General features: G+C 46.7%; 18 protein-coding genes. 2 read left to right on the top strand and 16 right to left on the bottom strand.

The window, feature by feature from the left end:
• Positions 1-20: 20 nt before the first annotated feature.
• From M1L66_RS08950 to M1L66_RS08925, 6 genes are all read right to left on the bottom strand, one after another.
• Positions 21-1,031, bottom strand: a complete 1,011-nt coding sequence (locus tag M1L66_RS08950; RefSeq protein ID WP_187022757.1) for a LacI family DNA-binding transcriptional regulator — start codon at positions 1,029-1,031, stop codon at positions 21-23.
• Positions 1,032-1,131: 100 nt separating this feature from the next.
• Positions 1,132-2,475 (bottom strand): L-fucose/L-arabinose isomerase family protein, encoded by a 1,344-nt coding sequence (locus M1L66_RS08945; protein ID WP_187022758.1) that lies wholly within the window; start codon positions 2,473-2,475, stop codon positions 1,132-1,134.
• 318 nt (positions 2,476-2,793) lie between these two features.
• A complete protein-coding gene (locus M1L66_RS08940; protein WP_434692339.1) occupies positions 2,794-4,215 on the bottom strand; it encodes an ABC transporter substrate-binding protein in 1,422 nt (473 codons plus the stop codon).
• A 28-nt stretch (positions 4,216-4,243) separates the two neighbouring features.
• Positions 4,244-5,452, bottom strand: coding sequence for an AGE family epimerase/isomerase (locus M1L66_RS08935; protein WP_434692336.1), 1,209 nt, complete (start codon positions 5,450-5,452; stop codon positions 4,244-4,246).
• Positions 5,453-5,473: 21 nt separating this feature from the next.
• Positions 5,474-6,835 carry an ABC transporter substrate-binding protein gene (locus M1L66_RS08930; RefSeq protein WP_434692333.1) on the bottom strand — a complete coding sequence of 454 codons (1,362 nt, stop codon included), beginning with the start codon at positions 6,833-6,835 and terminating at the stop codon, positions 5,474-5,476.
• A 712-nt stretch (positions 6,836-7,547) separates the two neighbouring features.
• Positions 7,548-7,697: a DUF6783 domain-containing protein gene (locus M1L66_RS08925; protein ID WP_349768942.1), complete on the bottom strand. Its 150-nt coding sequence runs from the start codon at positions 7,695-7,697 to the stop codon at positions 7,548-7,550.
• On the opposite strand from M1L66_RS08925, the gene M1L66_RS08920 reads away from it, so the two are divergent.
• Together M1L66_RS08920 and M1L66_RS08915 are read left to right on the top strand one after the other, a co-directional pair.
• Positions 7,635-7,775: a DUF6783 domain-containing protein gene (locus M1L66_RS08920; RefSeq protein ID WP_349768943.1), complete on the top strand. Its 141-nt coding sequence runs from the start codon at positions 7,635-7,637 to the stop codon at positions 7,773-7,775. The two genes, M1L66_RS08925 and M1L66_RS08920, sit on opposite strands and share 63 nt — an antisense overlap.
• Positions 7,775-8,038: a transposase gene (locus tag M1L66_RS08915; protein ID WP_243270309.1), complete on the top strand. Its 264-nt coding sequence runs from the start codon at positions 7,775-7,777 to the stop codon at positions 8,036-8,038. The genes M1L66_RS08920 and M1L66_RS08915 overlap by 1 nt, the downstream gene beginning before the upstream one ends.
• A gap of 6 nt (positions 8,039-8,044) precedes the next feature.
• On the opposite strand, the gene M1L66_RS08910 is transcribed toward M1L66_RS08915, so the two are convergent.
• The 10 genes from M1L66_RS08910 to M1L66_RS08865 all read right to left on the bottom strand — a co-directional run bounded on the left by M1L66_RS08910 (position 8,045) and on the right by M1L66_RS08865 (position 19,538).
• A complete protein-coding gene (locus M1L66_RS08910; protein WP_187022762.1) occupies positions 8,045-8,776 on the bottom strand; it encodes a sulfite exporter TauE/SafE family protein in 732 nt (243 codons plus the stop codon).
• Positions 8,777-8,989: 213 nt separating this feature from the next.
• Positions 8,990-9,787: a sulfite exporter TauE/SafE family protein gene (locus tag M1L66_RS08905; protein WP_187022763.1), complete on the bottom strand. Its 798-nt coding sequence runs from the start codon at positions 9,785-9,787 to the stop codon at positions 8,990-8,992.
• A gap of 36 nt (positions 9,788-9,823) precedes the next feature.
• On the bottom strand, positions 9,824-10,969 hold the full coding sequence (gene nagA / locus M1L66_RS08900) for an N-acetylglucosamine-6-phosphate deacetylase (protein WP_349768941.1): 1,146 nt from the start codon (positions 10,967-10,969) through the stop codon (positions 9,824-9,826).
• Between the two features lie 205 nt (positions 10,970-11,174).
• Positions 11,175-12,668, bottom strand: coding sequence for a lactate racemase domain-containing protein (locus M1L66_RS08895; RefSeq protein WP_187022765.1), 1,494 nt, complete (start codon positions 12,666-12,668; stop codon positions 11,175-11,177).
• 41 nt (positions 12,669-12,709) lie between these two features.
• Positions 12,710-13,546, bottom strand: coding sequence for a triose-phosphate isomerase (locus tag M1L66_RS08890; RefSeq protein WP_187022766.1), 837 nt, complete (start codon positions 13,544-13,546; stop codon positions 12,710-12,712).
• Positions 13,547-13,564: 18 nt separating this feature from the next.
• Complete coding sequence (locus tag M1L66_RS08885; protein WP_434692325.1) at positions 13,565-14,761, bottom strand: diphosphate--fructose-6-phosphate 1-phosphotransferase; 1,197 nt, start codon at positions 14,759-14,761, stop codon at positions 13,565-13,567.
• Positions 14,762-15,302: 541 nt separating this feature from the next.
• Positions 15,303-16,337 carry a Gfo/Idh/MocA family protein gene (locus M1L66_RS08880; protein WP_187022768.1) on the bottom strand — a complete coding sequence of 345 codons (1,035 nt, stop codon included), beginning with the start codon at positions 16,335-16,337 and terminating at the stop codon, positions 15,303-15,305.
• 34 nt (positions 16,338-16,371) lie between these two features.
• Entirely contained in the window at positions 16,372-17,589 is a 1,218-nt protein-coding gene (locus M1L66_RS08875) for an ROK family transcriptional regulator (RefSeq protein WP_187022769.1), read from the bottom strand.
• Positions 17,590-17,607: 18 nt separating this feature from the next.
• Entirely contained in the window at positions 17,608-18,432 is an 825-nt protein-coding gene (locus tag M1L66_RS08870) for a carbohydrate ABC transporter permease (RefSeq protein ID WP_002600843.1), read from the bottom strand.
• A gap of 173 nt (positions 18,433-18,605) precedes the next feature.
• A complete protein-coding gene (locus M1L66_RS08865; RefSeq protein ID WP_187022771.1) occupies positions 18,606-19,538 on the bottom strand; it encodes a carbohydrate ABC transporter permease in 933 nt (310 codons plus the stop codon).
• Positions 19,539-19,553: the final 15 nt, after the last annotated feature.

Below are 19,553 nucleotides of genomic sequence, written 5' to 3'. Positions count from 1 at the left end.
CATAATGCTGCTATGCCTTCTTAAGTGCTTTCACGAACGATCAGTTTCGTCTCAAATGTCGCATTTTCCGGCATCTTCCCCCCGATCATCTGAACCATCATATCAATAACCGTTCTGCTTATCTCTTCCCGCTGCATCTCCAGTGTAGTAAGCTTAGGAGAACAAAACTGGCTGATGCTGGAATTATCAAATCCCACAACACCGATATCCTCAGGTACGCGTTTTCCAATTCCAATCGCCGCCTGCATGGCTATACAGGCTACCATATCGTTACGTCCCATCATTCCATCCACATACTCGTGACTCCGTAAGTAATTCGCCACAGTCTCTGTCAGTTCCTCTTCCGTATGGCATCCGGCTATTACAGTACCATCACCAGCCTCCAGGCCGTGATCGTGAAGCTCATCTAAGTAACCGCTGAGGCGCAGATCTGATGGACCGCTGACATTCCCCCGCCTGCTGATACGATCAATGTAGATTATGTTCTTTTTTCCTCTGCTGATTAGATGGTTTACTCCTCTTCTCGCGCCGGAATACAATCCGGAAGCCAGCGTCGCCACATTCTCAGGCAGAGTATCGTGTTTCTTATGTTCAAACAGCAGTACCGGAATTCCGGCCTTACTGAAGTGTCTTACATATTCTTCCGGAAAGCTGATAGAACTGATAATAATTCCATCATACTGGCGGCTTATAACCTGTGAAACAAACTCCGGTGTATTTCGGTTGGCGCAAAGAGAAATCAGAAATCCCGCTTCATACGCATACTTATCCATCTCGCTGACAATTCTGCTGAAATATTCATTCGTGATCTGATCTGCAATGAAAAGCAGCTGATTACTTCGTTTTCCCTTTAAAGCTCTCGCCACATTGTTGGGCCGGTAGTGCAGGGCCGCAATAGCCTCTTCCACTCTCTGCCTTTTATCTTTCGCTACATAACGATTATTATTCACGACATACGATACAATGGTTTCGCTCACCCCTGCAGCCTTTGCCACATCAGCTCTTGTGACCCGCTCACTGTTTCTCTCCATACGTTTTTTTCTCCTTGCCGCATACTCTAAAACTCCAGTGCTGTACTTTTATTCAGTATACCTCTGCATGAGAAAAAGTGTCAATGACCACAGTCAGCTTTTACATCTCAATAACCGGAATATTAAGCAATGCACAGATTCCCTTCATGGCTTCCGCCACATCTTCCCAGACAATACTGTAATGGTGAGGCACTCCCTCTGCTATAATTCCTTCTATGATCTCTCTAACCGGCCGCTCCACTTTTACACTGGCTGTAACGCCTTTTGTACAGCGATCCATTGCGACTGCTTCTCCGCTGAGAAGAAAGAGTTTATATGCTCCGTCAATATTACAGAACCTGGCAACCGTCACCTTTCCAGGCTTCAGTGCCCCATAAAAAGCGGTTCCCTGTCCAGCCAGCGGATGGTTTCTGATTTCCACCTCATACTCCTTATTAAATAAAGATGGAGCTGCATTTCCACAGTGCCAGAAGGTGATTACATTCTTCTCCTCATCAATATTAATCAAATCTGTAATAAAACTTGGCTCTCCCGTGAGATAATACTCTGTCATCTGAGCCAGTTCTGCATCGACATCGCCTTCACACCCAATGATAATCCCATCATCAGCCAGCCTTCCCAACACTGCACACGGTGTCGTATGTAAATTTCCCATCTCCGGCCAGCACTTAATCGCTGCAAAATCGTAATGCTGTTCTGCCATTACATCTTTTAATGCCAGGTACAATCTGGAATGATTCTCCATATGACCCTTTGGCAGGTTCTCTATATCATAAATTTCCGCCATCTTCGCCATATCTGCCTCATATACTTCCGCCGGCAAACGATCCATCTTATCAAAAACTACCTTCAAATCGGTCTCTTCAATCTTAACTCCAAAGGTTCTTCGAATCAGCCCTTCATCGAATGCGCAGTTATAAAATGCTGTCGGACGGTATCCTAACAGACCTAATGTCGTATGCTTTAAGGACTTAACCGCTCCATAGGCACGAAGAAGATTTATGACTTTCTCTGCTGCCCTCTCCTCTTCCCTGCTTCCGTAAACTGTATGACAGGAGACTCCCAGCCGTCTTAATGCGGCCGCATTCATTGTCATGGAACAGAGTGCATTAGAATACAGTCTGTCCTCCCTTTCAAAGGGGACTTCATACGGTGCCCAGAGGATAATCGGTTTCTGAAGCATTTCTGCAAGATAAGAAGCTACATCATCACCAGTAAACGCCCCGTATACAAGAACGATGACATCAGCTTCCTGCCGCTTAAATTCTCTGACCGCCGCTTCTACAGACTCACTTCCGCTGCCAAGTTCTGGCGCACGGACTACTTTTGCTTCCGGCATCTGAGCTACGAGCCAGTCTCCGTACTCTTTGTTTCTTTGCTCAGGAATCTCTCTCGGCCATCGTCCTGAACAGGTTGTTATAAAACCAATCGTTAACTGCATCATATTACCTTCCCCATTTCTTAGTAATTTGCACAATTATAATTTATATCAACTCGTGTGTATATACCATTTTTACCATAACTTAATGTTGTTGTCAATACCTTTTTTTAATTATTTTTGTTTTAAGAAATAGAGCAGGCCAGGCTCTAAAGCCTTCGTACATAGTCCACATACAAAGTCCCCCTTCCAGCAAACGAAAGGGAATCTGACCCTCATGGAAGTCATCTAATGATCAAACTTTCCTATAAACAAAGCGGCAGCACGTTTCTTATTTTAGTCACGTGCTGCCGCTTACAAAACCGTTGATACCACTGGCCTATTTTATGGCAGCAATGGCTGAACAGATTTCTCAAAATCTGCTGCCGCCGTCTGGACCTCCTCATCCCCCATCGTCACAGCCTGGGCGAGAGCGCAGAGTTCCAAATTAAAATCTGCCACTGACGGAAACATCAAACTGGGAGAGAGATGGTTTACTGTATCCCTGGCGCCTGCTAAAAATGCACTGTTATTCACTCCCTCCATATGATCCATGGCTTTTTTAGCCGGATACGCAGGTGCGATATTTGTCATGTAGTCTTCCATTACTTCAGGAGTAATCACATACTGAATAAAATTCTTAACCGCTTCTTTTTTCTCCTGGCCGTTGTCAATTGCAATAAAACAGTGGGACTGTGAAACTGTCTCACCGCTTCCCCCTCCTCCAGCCAGTGGACATGCAGTAGCTGTAAAATCTGCTGCTGCCGGATTAATAGAAGTGACACCGTTGATTCCGCCAGTCTTATCATAATACATAGCCAGCTGCCCCAGTGCAAAAAGATTTCTTAAATCCTTTGCCTTTGCATTCTGGGGATTATAGCCCTTTTCATCTAACTCCTGTAAAAATTTAAAGGCATCAACGAATCCAGTATTTTTCACATCCAGCTTTCCATCCGCATCCAAAATCTCGCCGCCAAAATTCTTTATCAGCCCCTGCAGATAAGATCCCACTACAATCACCGATCCAGTCGGGAATCCGAACGCATATACCTTGTTTCCGTCAGATGATTTTAACTGTGACAACTTCTCTGCCATCACCATCATTTCGTCATAAGACTTCGGCGGCTTCTCCGGATCCAGGCCAGCCTCCTTAAAAAGTTCCTTGTTGTAAAATAATACCGGCGGAGTCAAATACAGCGGAGCAGCATACACAGTGCCATCCATAGAATGTGCCGTTAATGCCTCCGGATAATAGTCATTTAAAAAGTCCGAATCCAGTACCTGATCCATAGGGGCCGCCAGTCCGGCTTCAACCAACGACGGAATCCAGATATCCTCGCCGAAGACACAATCTACTTTGTCTCCGCCTCCTGCCATATTAATAACCTGGTTTAAAATCTCGCCGTAAGGTGCTGTCACCCATTCCACTGTTATATTGGGATATTTCGCCTCATATCCCTCTTTTACATTCTGCCAGAATTCCTCATACCCCTTTTCCAGAACTGCATAATTTGCAATCTTTATGGTTACCGGACTTCCGGAATTCGATCCTGAAGTATTGGCAGTTGAAGCGTTTTCCTCTATCTTTTCGCTGGATTCCCCGCTGTTTTCCTTGTCTTTACCCGTCTTTTTCTCTGCGTTGGTATTTGCCTTTGTATCTGACTCTATTTCTGCACCACTCTCCTGTGCAGTATTATGATTTGCACACCCCGTCATCAATACCAGCAGACAAGCCAGTACAAGCGCTGACCTCCTCCTTCTTGTCATAAGCTTCCTTCTCCTTTCTAAACACAGATCAACTTACAGTTTCAAATAATACGCTGAGATTCATCAGCGCACGCGGTACATGAAACGCCACCCTGTGCTTTCCCCCTTTATTTTTGCGAAGCGGCGTCCCTTCCCGATCCAGGACGGGATACCAGTCTCCTCCTTCCTCAGGTTTAAAATGCGTCTGGCAGAATTGATGAAGCTGACGAAACTGCTCGATCGAAGTCTCGTTTCCTGTCAGTACCGCCGCAAGAGCTATCGCATAAAGACTCTCACAGTTCACCCAGTCCACCTTGTCATCCGGCTTAAGTTCTCCTGTATCCGTTTTTAGTGTATCCTCTCCCTCCTTCCCATAGCAGTCAAACCGATGAATCACACCCCCATGTGTCCGGTCAACTGCCACTTCAGCAGTATCTTGGATAATGCTGAGCGCACTTGAAATCACATCATCATCATCATCCGTTCCTCTTGCATAATCGATACAAAACCACATTCCTTCAAAAATATGACCAGGATTGACAATACGCCCCTCCGGAGTATCCCATACAGTCCCATCTTCTTTAAGACTTTCCAACAGATATCCGCTTTTATTTTTCCCAAAGAAATACAACAGTTTATGAATACAGAAATCAATAAACGGTCCAGTGACATCTTTTCCAAGAACTTTTTCCGCTATCATGGATGAATGAACAGCAATCATGTATGGAGAATGTCTCTCTATTCCTTTCCGCCACACATGCGGTTTTATATCCCGGAACTCAGGATCCATAATATGATTTCTCGCACAATCAAACGTCTCCCTAATCAGTTCATAATCCGTCCGGTCTCCCGATGCAGATGCATACTGTGCCAGCGCAATCAGGGCAAATAGATCCGTAAATATGGTTGTTGTTCCTTCTATCACCCGTTCTCCATCTTCCGACACCTCATAATACCATCGGCCCTCTCCGGCGTATGCATGGTGAACCAGAAAATCACGTCCCAGCTTAGCCAGTGAAAGCCACTTATCCTCATGGCCAGAATATTCATAATAGGCAGCAAACATATACGTTTGGCGTGCTTGAGCCCATATATTCTTACGCCTGGAAACCAGTTCCCAATCCTCGCCGAAATCGGTTATATAACCGCCGGTCGGGTCCACAGTATGCTTCGCCCACTCTTCCATAATATCTGAGAGCTGACTTCTATACATGGCCGCCAGTTCCCTGGCTTCTTCGCTTTTTATTCCCGTTTCCATACTAATCCTCTCTGAACGTACTTAATCAAGAATCATTTCTGCAGCCTTCTTAAAGTCTGCGATTGCCTTGTCCACATCCGTTTTTCCAACGGTTACTGCCTGAGCCAATGCACAGAGTTCAAGATTTAAATCACTGTTCTGCGGAATAAAAACCTGTGTCTTTGTATTTGCCTCAGAACCGGCAGCTCCCTTTAAAATCAAACTACCCTCCACTGCGTGTTCCATAGATTTCTTAGCCGGGTATGCAAGCGTCTCATTAGACATACGGTAACTTAGATTATCATTCGTTATGATATATTCAACAAGCTTTTCTACAGCTTTCTTTCGTGCTTCTCCATTATCCACCATCATCAGGCAGTGGGACTGCAAGATACTCTGTCCCGTACCGCTGCCGCCTTTTAAAGGCTTTGCTGTAACCGTAAACGCTTCCGATTCCGGATTAATCGGTTTTATACCTGCAAATCCCCATGATTGATCATAATACATGGCAAGTCTGCCCAGAGCAAATAAATTTCTCAAATCCTTCAGCTTTGCATTCTGCGGGTTATAGCCTTTCTCATCCAGAAGCTTCAGCATTTCAAAGGCCTGCTTAAATCCTTCATTGTCACAGCTTAACTTTCCATTTTCATCAAGCACCTGGCCTCCAAAATTGAATACCATGCTCGTCAGGGAAGCCCCCGATACCGGTACCGATGCAGTAGTCTGACCAAATGCATATACCTGATTTCCATCTGCGTCCTTTAATTCAGAAAGTTTCTCTGCGCACTTAAGCATCTCGTCATAGGTAGTCGGAGGATTCGATGCATCCAACCCGGCCTGCTCAAACAAATCCTTATTGATGTACAAAATATACGGTCCCACATATAATGGAAGAGAATAAAGCACATGATCAATCGAGTGTGCTTCCAAAACATTAGGATAAAAATCCGCCAGATACTCCGCCGACATAATGTCTGATACCGGACATGCTATTCCCGAATCCGCCAAAGTTGGTGTCCAGTCCAATTCGCCAAAAATCAGGTCAACATACTCGCCGCCTCCTGCCATATTAATAACCTGCTGCACCATTTCCCCAAACGGCGCCGTAATCCATTCAATCGTTATATTGGGATTCTCCGCTTCAAAATCTGTTTTAATCTTTTCCCAGAAGGCGCTGTTTCCTTCCTCCAACACCGCGTAATTAGCAAACTTAATTGTAACCGACTCCTCCTGGCTCTTCGTATTTTCTGTGTTTGGAACCTCCGTATTAGCCGTCTCTGCCTGGCTTTCTTTTGTTTCCTTGTTAACCGGCACCTCAGCTGTTTCTTTTCCCCCTTTTTGACAGCCCGCTGTAAAAATCATTGTACAGGCAAGTGCAAGTGCCATCCATCTTCTTTTCTTCATGTAGATCCCCTCTCTTTCTTAGTACATAACACCAATTTTGTGCTCCTTGTATACACACGTGTGTATACAAGTTATATAAAATGGCCGACCATCTTATTTCTTATGTTTAAATTTAATACACGTTTTTTAATTATGTAATTGAGTATTTGTATATATGGCATTTCGCATAATTATTTTATTATAAATACGTGTGTATAATACATATTTACCACACATCAAATGACTTGTCAATATCTTTTTTTATAGTTTAAGTAATAGTGCTCATATTAATATGATATTTTTCTCTTTTATGCCACATTTTTTCCAAAATCAACAAAAAGGGGGGGGGGTGATGAATACCCTCTCTTTCACTTAAACTTTGACATTCCTATCGCAACATTTTTCCCTTGATATAAAATGTCCCATACAGGATTCATTACATTTCAACTCCTGTGCGGGGCATATCCGGAAACTCACCTTCTCTTAATTCATCATAATTTGATCAGACGATGTATCTATAACAGGGGCAGATACATAACCTGGCTGGCCGTAAGATACAATGTAACCAAAAACGCCAGTACTGCATTGATATCTGCCTCACAGACGACCACCTCGCCTCGTCTGCTCATTTCCCGAATGGAACAGACAGGGATACATATGAGTACTCATACCAGCCACAGTTGATCACAGTACAGTACTCCTTTTTTATCCTCCTAAAAACCGGATGCCTTACTTATACCCCCATATGCAGCAAGATGATTATTTTGAATAAGATACTGTCCGTTATGCTAGAGTGTGTTTGAAAATTGCTTTCTGCCAGATGTGCGTCACAGTTTGTGGGAGATTTGCCCCGAATGGGGGAAGCGTAGGGGGCTACTTTGATCGAGTGAGGGGTAAATATACCGCAAAATGGGGCGTGCAGATGGCAGAAATGAATTTTCAAACACGCCCTAGTACGTAATGGTCTCCCGGGCATTCAGCCAGTTCCATGAGACGCTGGAATACAAAGCCGCATTGCCGCAGTCAGAAGTCCTTGCGGCAGCCCCAAAATGCACCAGTCAGAGCTGTCCGGTCTATGGGAATACAACAAAAACTAACCGTTACAGAAAGAGACATGAATCACATGTCGTATTACGTGTAATTGAGTTACAAGCCCGTGCCTGGGCCTGCCCCGCTTCATCGGGCATTAGACATGAATTATTGACGCTGTTCGCAATATTTTAATATGTATCACCGAAGCCCGCCCTGCACCACAATCACCACTCCCGCAAATGCCATAAACCCATACACACACTTTCTCATAACATCAATATTGATCTTCTTAACAATCCTGCTTCCAAGGACACATCCGGTTAAGATGGCAGCAATCCCGACCCCCATCAGAGGGATCAGCGATACAGTCAGAAAGCCATTGCAGATCCTGGATATCAGGTTAAAAATTACCGTGAAGGAAAAAAATGCATTCAGGGTTCCTAAATACTCTTCTTTTGTATCCGTCGCCGCCAGATAAAACAGACTGGCCGGCGGCCCGCTGATTCCAAATAAACCGCCGCAGATACCAGCCAGGGCGCCGCATGCAAAATTCATAAAGAATGTCGGTTTCACCGAAAGTTTGCCTGAAAAGCCAAAGAAGTATAGCGACAGTAAAATCAGAAATACACCAAAAAATCCTTTCAGTTTTCCCGCGTCCACATAGGCGGAACCATGGATCGCCAGTGTGCTGGTAATTAGATAAACGGCGGCAGGTATTAGAATGCTTTTATAATGCACCGCCTTACGGTATCTCCAAAACATGGAAAATGACAGTGTCATGGTTATGACATCGCTGAGTGCCGGGGCCGCCGTCATATTTAGTATAAGCGGAAGAAAAATCATGATGATTACTGCACCGCCAAATCCTGTAACTGCCTGCACAAGTCCTCCGCAGAAGGAGGAGAAAATTACTATTAGTATCTGTTCCATCGCATCTCCTTTGCTGGTTGCTGGGTCGCTGCCCGCCGCCCGCTGGGCCATTGGGCACCTCGGTTCCGCTGCCCGCTGGGCCGCAGTGCACCTCGGTTCCGCTCCGCTACACCTCGGTCACGGGCTTCGCCCTATGAAAAAAACCAAAGGAAAATTTGTTTATGTGCGAGCACAACACAAATTTTCCTTTGGCTTTTTTCGCACTGCTCATTGCTAACGTGCAAATTGATAAATATTGTAAATATTGATAAATATAATCACAATCATTAAAATGATGAATAACTTGTCGACCACTTTGGAATCTATTTTTTTATTGATAATCCGGCCGCTCATTCCACCGAGAATACCGCCGATTACCATGAGCACCAATAGCCAGATCGTGAACTCTGGTACGGTTCTGGTGACCAGGGAATTTATCAGGCTGGTAATCTGTGAAAACAGAATAATGTACAGGGAATTCTGGGCCGCTGTTTTTGTCTCCATCGAGAAGAAATAGAACAGAACAACCAGATTGATCGGGCCTCCTCCGATTCCCAGGAAGGAGGAGAAAATACCCAGTACGATACCAATGACGATACATAATACCGCATTCATCACATGGAGCGTTTTTATCTTATCCTTTTTTAGCGTATAAATCAGAGTTCCCAGTGTGATAATGAGCAGACATCCTGCCTGAACTGCTCCCACCATATCTTTATTCACAAACATGTCGGAAAGCGCCTGGAACATGGATTTTCCAACTACGCCTCCGATCGCGGCACCAATCGCTAAAGGTGTCCCTGTCTTCATGTCAATCAATGATTCCCCGCTCATCTTTCCCTTGATTACGGAATAGCAGGTCATGGCCAACACCGTACAGCCTGACAGGAAACTGATGGTTGAAACGCTTAAGACTCCAAATGCGTCAAGCGTAGGCTTTATGATAACACCTCCGCCAATTCCACAGATCGCTCCTGCTATGGATGCCCCGAAGCTGACAATCCAGAATAAAATATAAAGATATCCACTCATTATCTAACCGTCTCTTTCTCACTCATTTTTATATACTTAGTAACACTCTTTCCCCTTAACAAAGGTACGCACAACATTACATCCTTCATCCAAAAATACGAGATCCGCATCCTTGCCTGGCTCGATGGAGCCTACCCGGTCATAGACACCAATCAGTCTGGCCGGATTCTCTGTCAGCATCGGAATGATATCCGTCAGAGAACGTCCCGTAAATTCCAGAAGATTCTTAAGCGCCTTTCCGGTTGTCAGCGTGCTGCCTGCGCGGGTTCCGTCGGTAGCCAGCTTCGCATCGCCGTCCACTACCACTACGTCATTAACTCCCAGCTTATAATTGCCATCCGGAAGTCCGGCGGCCATGATGGAATCCGTAATCGCAACCACACGGTCCAGCCCCTTAATCTTAATGATAAACCGGACTGTGCCCGGATGAAGGTGTCTGCCGTCACAAATCATTTCACAGTACACATCGTCATCTTCCAGTACAGCTCCCCAGATCGCCGGGAAATGCTGATGCAGCAGCTTCATGGCGTTGCCGGTATGAGTTGCCCCTAACGCACCGTTTTGTATGGCTTTTCGCGCCGTATCATAATCCGCGCCTGAATGGCCGATGGCAACCTGGATACCCAGGCTCTTGATGTAGGGGATAAAATCTACGATGCCTTCCACCTCAGGCGAAACCGTAATATAGCGGACCTCTCCTTCCGCCTCTTCCTGGTATGCCTTTAAAAGCTCCATGTCAGGCTTCTTTAAGAGGTGCTCCGGCATGGCTCCTTTGTAATCCGGGCATAAGAATGGTCCCTCCAGATGGATTCCCATCAGATTCGCACCATGATGCTCCGTCTTCTTCCATTCTTTATACATATCGATGGCCTGCATCGTCTGCTCCTTCGTATCTGTAAGGACGGAACAGAGCCAGCTGGTCGTTCCCTGCGAAGCGAAGAAACGGCAGATTTTCTCAAAGCCTTCCGCGTCCGCCCCATTGACATCCACGCCGACCGCTCCGTGGGTGTGAATATCAAGGAAACCAGGAACCACACGGCTTCCGCCGGCATCAATCACCTTGTCACAGGACTCGCCCCCACAGCCGCCCATACGGGCAATCCGGCCGTCCTCCAACAGAATATCCAGCGTCTCAAAACGGTGGTTGTGATAGACAGATGCATTTTTAATCAATGTTTTCACTGAAAAACCCCCTTCCATAAATTAGTACCGTCTGGCGTAAATATACCAGTCAGCACTGGGTTAACTGTATAAAGCAATACCCCGGGCATTGCTTAGAACGGCCCGTCAGCCACAAGGTTCTGCCGCTGTAAGGCCGTTCCGTCATTGTTTTAATCAGAAATCATCCAAACACACTCTAGTACTGTGTTATTAATGCAATGCTGTACTAGCGGTGCATATGAGCTGCACAGGCACAGTCTTCCGCGCCCTTTCCCTCATATACGTCATCCTTCATCATCAGATGAACGGCTCCCAGCTTAAATGTCTGTGGAAGAGCAAGAATGTTCGGATTCGGTCCTACAAATTTCTTCTTTGCATCCTCCAGCGCCTCTTCGATGGTTGCTCTCGTCTTAAGTCCCATTCCTCTTGCATATCCCGGATCCTGAGCGCCGCAGAGATAGATTGCGGAAGTGTTCATCTCCGCGATATGGCCGCAGCTGATCATGGAGAAGCCGTGGAATGGATGGAACGCGTTGCAGTAACGATACTTTCTGATATACTCCTCATTGGTTGCAAAGTACTCGCCATAGCGGTTCATATCCGGAAGTGTATTCATATAGTCGTGCTGGAACATATCGTACATCTCTCTAAGATACGGCCACAGTTCATCATGGAAATATCCGTTGCAGAGAGAAGCGCAGATAATTACACAGTTATCACTCATGATTCTCTTATGTCTGATGACCTGGGCGGAAATAGCCTGAAGCAGCATAATCGGATTGGTTCCCATGCCTTCTCCGTAGTGGAAGAACTGAGGCATACCAAATACCATGACATCGTACTTCTTCTCTGCCCACGGCACATACGTTCTCTTATCTGCCATGATCCAGGAGTGAGGCTGCATTACCTTTGCGTATCCGCTGTTGATCTCAATCTGTCTGGATTTCGTATCGAGAACCGCGTCACAGCAGAAGAACTTCTTGCCCATGCATTTCTCCATGTGCTGTCCGATCTCGTCAAACTTTGTTCTCATCAGTGACGTACCGCTGACCGGAGTGAAGTCCTTCCGGTGCATAACCTCCGGCACATGGTGGGAGGCGATGGAACGCCAGTGCGTAATTCCTGTCGCGCAGTGCTTGTAGCCGCCTGAATATCCGCCATAAGGATTGCCCTGTGTATGGCCGATCAGAATAGCGACATCACTGTCGTAAACGTACTTATTCATCAGAACAGGGTCGCCTCTGTCCGTGGTTCCCAAATCTACCAGATGATCGTAATCCTCGCTGTCGTGATTGATGATCTGATGGGTATGCCAGAACTCATGGAACAGCTCGTCACCCAGGATATTATGAATCTCCTGCTCTGTATTCTTCCGGTGAAGGCCGTTGGAACAGATCAGTAAAATATCTTTTTTCTCCACACCAGCCGCATACAGTTCATCCAGAATCAGTTTAATGGAAATCTTGCGGTGGGATGTCGGCTGCTCTCCGCCTTTTACACGGTCCGGGAAAATAATGGTAACCTTGGAGCCCTTATGCGCCAGTTCAGAGAGAGGTTCCATACCCATAGGGTTTCTGATGGATTTTAAAGTCTCCTCTACCAGACGGTCCTCCGGAATGCATGCCGGATCCGGTACGGTCTCACCCGGAATAAAGATGTCAGTTGTATCGGGAAGTTCTGCGGCCATAAGGCCGGCGCCGTATTCAAATGATAATTTCATATAAAATCTCCTCCTATTTCATCAATGGGCATTCTACGGTATTAATATCCCATATAAGTTTTGATTATTTCTAAATACTCTTCCGGGTAAAATCCAATCTCTCCCTGGAATCTGGTCAGTGCGATAAGCCCGCCGTCCATTACCGGAACGGAAGCCAGCATCTCTGCATTATCCACCTTTAATCCACCGCCGTACACAACATCGCATCCATCGGTAATTTCCTTAATATAAGTGCCGATCATGGTGATATAGTCCTTATCCGGCGGAATCTTTCCAGGTCCGATGGCCCAGATCGGTTCATACGCAATGGTGACCAGGCTCTTATCCACGCCTTCCAGACCGACAGCAATCTGCTCCTTTAATACCTCTTTCCATCTCTCCTGCTCTTCAGAGGTCTCTCCGATACAGTATAACACAGACAGACCGGAAGAAACAGCCTTTTTTATCTCCTGATTCAGCAGGCGGTTCACCGCTTTTGTATCCGTCACACCGGCTTCCGCAAGGATTCCCGCCTTGTCTTTTCTCTCTTCACAGTGGCCGATAATTGTCGTGGTGCAGCCGATGGCTTTCGCCGCGTTAGCCGTCCTGTTGGTGGTAAATGCGCCGAAATTGCCGCCAACCGCCGTATCGTCGCGGTATACGCTCTGGCATCCAACCTTAACCGGGCTGTCCTCACACAGTGCGCCTGCGGCCGAAATCAAGTGGGCCTCCGGAAAATACATGGCAAATTCCACGTCCTCACCGTCATATTTTTTTAACTGCTCCTGGGTATTGGATACAATAAAGCTTCCCCACTCTCCAATGGGAGCAATGCTGTTTACTCCGCCGTATTCCTTCGGAATATCAAATCGTTTTAAATTCAAAAAAATGTGTTTCATCGAATCCCCTCCTTTTAATCACTGAGCATGCTGCTCATATAATTCTCTAAAATCAATAAAGTCTCTCAGTTCCGGTCCGATCAGAGGTCTGCACCAGCGGATAAATTCCTCTGTCACATCATTGCCTCGTTCGTTCATGCAGGACTCCGGAATGGTCCGTTCGTACATCATGACTTCCTTAATCGGTATCATCTCTGTGTGCATACGGTATACACCGTCAGTCTTCTCCGCCTCTTCATCACGGATAAATCCGACCATGACGCCGCTCTGGCCCGCTACTGCCGCCTTTAACGCCTCGCTTCCTGCAAGAACCGCTTCATTCCGGTCCACGGGAGACTGCCATGCAATCGACGCCCTTCCACAGATACCCGGCTTTTCGCTTCTCGCCTTAATTCCCAGCTTCTTGATGACCAGTTCGGCTAAATAGGCGCTGACATCTCCATAATACGTGGCCCTTTCCGTCTTGAAGATCGGAGGAACAATGGGCTCTCCCGCTTCATTTTTCAAGCCCTCGCTGACTACTACTACAACTCCGCCCTTTTCTTCATGGATGCGTTTTACATCCTCTAAAAATTCCGCCTCATGAAAAGGCCGTTCCGGCAAATAGATCAGATGCGGGGCATCCCCAGGCTTTTTCCTGGCCAGTGCCGATGCCGCAGTGATCCAGCCGGCATTCCGTCCCATGGCCTCAATGATGCATACGTGAATCGGAAGGGATTTCACATCTACGCCTACCTCGGCGGTCGTGGCCGCTATGTATCTTGCTGCACTTCCATAGCCCGGCGTGTGATCCGTAATTGCAATATCATTGTCAATGGTTTTGGGAATTCCAACGACGCGGATATCCTCATTCTTACAAACCTCGTAAACACGTCCGCATGTATCCATGGTTCCATTTCCGCCATTTAACAGCACATACTTAATCTCATACTTCTTAAAAATGGCGACCATGGCCTCGTAATCTTCCTGCTCCAGCGCATACCGGGACGATCCGATCGCCGTGGCTGGAGTTTCCAGAAGCAGCTTCAGTTTCTCCTCCGGGAATTCCAGAAGATCTAAAAAACGCTCCTTCAAGATCCCTTCGCTTCCCCCGATCGCTGCATAAACCTTATCAATTATTCCGATTTTCTTTGCTTCCTCTATTACTCCGTAAAGGGAAGAATTGATAACCGCTGTTGGCCCGCCTCCATGGACAATCAAAACATTTTCCGCCATGCTTTTCCACCTTTCTTCTTTTTGTTTCTTTTTATGTTTTTGCGTACTTCAATGACTTTATATTAACACATTTCAGAGGGGATTTGCGAAGTTTTTACTCAAACGTTTGCGTGCATAAATGAAGTTTGTATGATGAAGTAAAAATAAGTTTCAGGGGATTTATTTGTGAGCAGATGGTCTATGATATGAGTTATAAGTACTTTTAATTTATGTTTTATATACTTACCATTGTTGTTTTTCTATGGATATGCTATACTACAAAAAGGAAGAACCGTGTTACAGGGTGGCGTTGACCCTTATTCTTTAGAATGGAGGTGATGTCTATAGAGCATTTCGATTTTAACAAAATAAGCGATTCATCTCCCAGCCCCTACAGGTGGGAGATGAATCGAAAAAACAAACTTAGCGTCAGTGGCGGACAGATATCCCCCACTGACATGAGGTCAAAACAATCCGGTAACCGGATAAAATGGTAGCATAACTACTATGTCATTCTGAGTTTTGTATTCTGGACTTCAGAATGTGGATTGAAATTATATTTTTACTCTTCTGCGGAGTATTCTCTCTCAATCTCCCGATTTTCTTTTGAAGAACGGTAAATATCCAGTACAAGCCCCAGTGTACGTTTCGCATCCTCAGGGTCTGTCTGTACCGGGGTTCCTTCCCTTAGACAGCGGTAAAAATCCCGGATCTGAACCTCGTGATAATTTCCCCAGTACGCCTCACCTTTTACCTCCGGCCCGACGGATGGAGACACGGTTCTTGGCTCCCGGCCCTTCAACCGAATGACTACTTCATTCTCTGTTAAGAGTGCCGTTCCATGTTCCCCGCTTATCTCTACCCGGATGGGGCTGTTGCTGGTGTAGTAATTGCATGCAAAAAACGAATAAACCGCACCGTTTTCAAATGTAATGACTGCGTCTGCCACGTCCTCCACCTCAATATTAGTCAGGATTCTCCGGTCAATATGACCTTTCACCTTTACCGGTTCGCAGCCCATCAGATAACGAACCAGGTCCAGACTGTGGATGGCCTGGTCGATGACCACACCGCCGCCCTCCTTCTCCCAGCTTCCCTTCCAGTCACATTCATAATAAGAAGGCGGCCGCCACCAGTTCAGCGTGGAGAACGCACCTGTGATCCGTCCAAATTCCCCAGCTTCTATCATTCGCTTCACTTCCTGAACGCCTTCAATATAACGGTTCTGGAATATGACGCCCAGCTGCCTTTTATTTTTCTTCGCTGCCGCGATCATCAAGTCAGCATCTTCCAGTGACAGCGCGACAGGCTTCTCTGTCAGCACGTGAAATCCCGCTTCCAGACATGCAATTACATGCTCCTTATGTAAAAAATGGGGAGTCAGGACGTGAACCACAGACAGCGGCTGCCTCAGCAGATCCTCCAGCCTGTCGGAATAACCACAACCGGGAAACGCCGCGGCCAGCTGCTCCGCCCGGCTTAATTCCTTATCCACTGCAAAGACAAGCTCTGCTTCTTCCTTCATATTCTCAAACACGGCCCTGTAAACTGATGAAATCCTGCCACATCCAATGATACCTGCTTTTATCTTTTCCACTTGATTACGAATCCTCACTTATTTTATTCAATACTTACTCCTTGATAAAGAACTGTTTGATTGCCAGAGCAGCCCCGCCCCTGGCACCTGTGAAGGGATTGAAATCGATAAATTCAATCTCGATCTCCTGGTCATTCAGACCAAAGATGTGTTTCTTCGTCTCTTCCAGAAGCCGCCTTCGGTTTCTCTTCACCTTCATGATATAGCCGTCCACAATGACCAGCGGCGGGCTGATCAGGTTGATGATATTCGCCAGCGCCACGCCGAGGTACATGACAGCCTCCTCCATGATTTTCACTACCATCGTATCATTGCATTCCTCTGCCATAATGACGTCCTTCATGGTCATTTCCGCCGGGTCGGGGCACAGCTCTGTCAGCATCGTGGAGGCGCCTGCGGATACAGCCGCTTTACACCGCTTGAGAATCGCCCGTTCACTGGCCATCTCCTCCAGACAGCCGTTGTGACCGCAGGTCTCGCATTTCGGACCGTTGATTTCCACTACCATATGGCCGGCCTCGCCGGTGCTGGCATTTTCCCCTGTAATCATCCGGTTCTTTACCAGCAGCGGGCATGCAATACCATAGGAAATCAGATAGTAAGCAAAGGAATCCGGCCTCAGCGTCTTTCCAAACATCTCTTCTCCGGCCGCCCTTATTCTGGCGTTATTTTCGATGAGTACCGGAACCTCCAGCCTTCTCGTCAAGTCTCTGGCTATATTTTTATTATTCCAGTTTGTCTTGAAGCTTTCTCTCAGAACCCCCGCCTTCGCTTCCACAAAGCCCGGCAGCCCCACGCCTACGCCCAGGATCTTTTCCATATCCACTCCGCTCCCGGCGATCAGCTTATCAATACTCTGTGCAAGCGCGTCCATTTCCTCCACATACTCCCCATTCATGGGAGGATATTTCACACTGATTTTCTCATTTCCATGGAGATCCAGCATGCAGATTGCCGTCTGATAGGGATTTAACTCCACTCCGATGGCATATCTGGCATCTTGAACAAAATCAATTTTTACCGGTCTGCGTCCCAGGGAACGCTCTTCCACATCGGAAGCGTCCGCCGGGAACTCATACACCAGCCCTCTCTCGATCAGGGATGTCACGTTCGTCGTAATCGTAGGCGGAGTCAGCGACAGCATCTCTGCAATCTTCCCTCGCGATATAGGGCCGTACTTATAGATAATTTCTTTAATCAGAGCCTCATTCTGCTTCTTGACTCTTGGCAGATTTGTGCCACGTGCAGTCATCTTTTCCTCCTCCCTGTCTCAGCCTTTGATCCCAGAGAAAGTAATTCCTTCGATAAACCGCTTCTGGACAATAAAGTAAATGATAATAACCGGCAGGGTAATCATCAGCGCCGTAGCCATAAGAAGCGACCACTCTGTCTTATACTGCGTGGTAAACATCTGCAGCCCGATGCTGAGCGTATACCGCTTCTCATCGCTTAAGTAAAGCAGCGGTCCTAAAAAGTCGTTCCAGGAGTTCATAAACCGGAACAGAGCTACCGTCAACACGCCCGGCACGACCAGGGGCAGCATAATTTTCGCGTAGATATAGAATTCCGAGGCTCCGTCCACCCGCGCCGCATCTTCCAGATCATGGGGAAGATTCATAAAAAACTGGCGCAGTAAAAAGATCATGAATGGCCTTCCGAAGAAGGACTGGATAAACAGAGGCACATACGTTCCGGTCAGACCAATTTTATTAAACAGGATAAAGGTCGGAACCATCGTGACCTCCTGGGGAATCATCATAACCGCTATGGTGATAAAAAACAGCAGTTCACGCCCCTTCCACTCCAGCCGGGACAGCCCATAGGCCACTAAGGGGCAGGCGACCACCGTTCCCAGCACATCTAAAACCGCGATCACGGCTGTATTGCCCATATAGCGGAAAAACGGAATATAGTTTATTGCCCTGGCAAAATTCTCCCACATGACCGGATTCGGAATCCAGATCGGTGGATTTACAAGTACCTGCTGATCCGATTTGAGTGCAGTGGAAAGCATCCAGATAAAAGGTAGCAGGAAGAAAAAACCCAGCCCAATCAGAATCAGATGGATTGGAAGCTTTTTTAACCGTTTCATCATAAAATTCCTCCTATTCGTAACGATTCAGCCGTGCATCTTCTTGTTTTCGAAAAGCGCGAAAACAAGAAGCCCGGGCGTTCCGCCCTATGTCAGTTTGTACAAAAAAGTGCTTATACAAGCGAGCTTGTAACACACTTTTCCGTACAAACTGCCGCACGGCTGAATCGATACTTCTACTCTTGATAATGCACCCATTTTTTTGAAGTACCGAAGATCACAATGGTGAGAACCAGTATGATCAGAAACAGAATCCAGGCCATCGCCGATGCATACCCCATGTGCATATAGCCAAACGCATTGTTATACAAATGCATGACATAAAAGGTAAGAGAATTAACCGGATTGCCTTCGCCGTTCGTAAGGGTATAGGGCAGTGTAAAGGTCTGCAGGGCGTTTATAACGCCCATGACCACATTGTAGAAAATAACAGGTGTCAGCAGCGGCAGGGTGATGTTGCGAACCCGCTGAAACAGGTTCGCACCATCTATCTGCGCCGCCTCGTAATACTCAGGTGATATATCCTGAAGGCCGGCCAGATTAATGATAATGGCCTGCCCGATTCCCCAGGAAGCGATCAGCACGAGTGCCGGCTTTGACCACGTTTCGCTGGCCAGCCAGGGAATCGATGCAATTCCAATCTTATTAAGCAGACTGTTAATGATGCCATAATTGGAATCCAGCAGCCAGCGCCACACCGTGGCGGTAGCAACGACCGGCACCAGCGTAGGGATAAAGAAAACGGTGCGGTAGAGACCAATTAACCGGATCCTGGAATTCAGCAAAAGCGCAATGACAATTCCAAGAATAATATTGACGGGAACACTGAGCGCCGTGAAATACAGGGTGTTCCAGATACTCTTCCAGAACAGGTTATCCCTCACAAGTTCTTTGTAATTTGCCAGCCCGACAAAGGTTCCTCTGTTTAACACACTATAGGATGTAAAGCTGTAGTAGATAGAGGAAAGAAGCGGGTAAGCATAAAACAGGAGCAGGCCAAGAATCCACGGTGCCGTAAACAATAACCCCATCCTCGATTTATGGGCCTCAATACCACTTTTCTTAACAAACCTTCCCTGCGCATGCCGTACATTGCTGCCACTCTTCAATGGTAATCACCTCTT

This window comes from Hungatella sp. SB206, from assembly GCF_051132295.1.
GTDB lineage: Bacteria > Bacillota > Clostridia > Lachnospirales > Lachnospiraceae > Hungatella > Hungatella effluvii.
The sequence above is the reverse complement of the archived record's forward strand: the minus strand, read 5'-3'. Positions and strand labels throughout refer to the sequence as shown.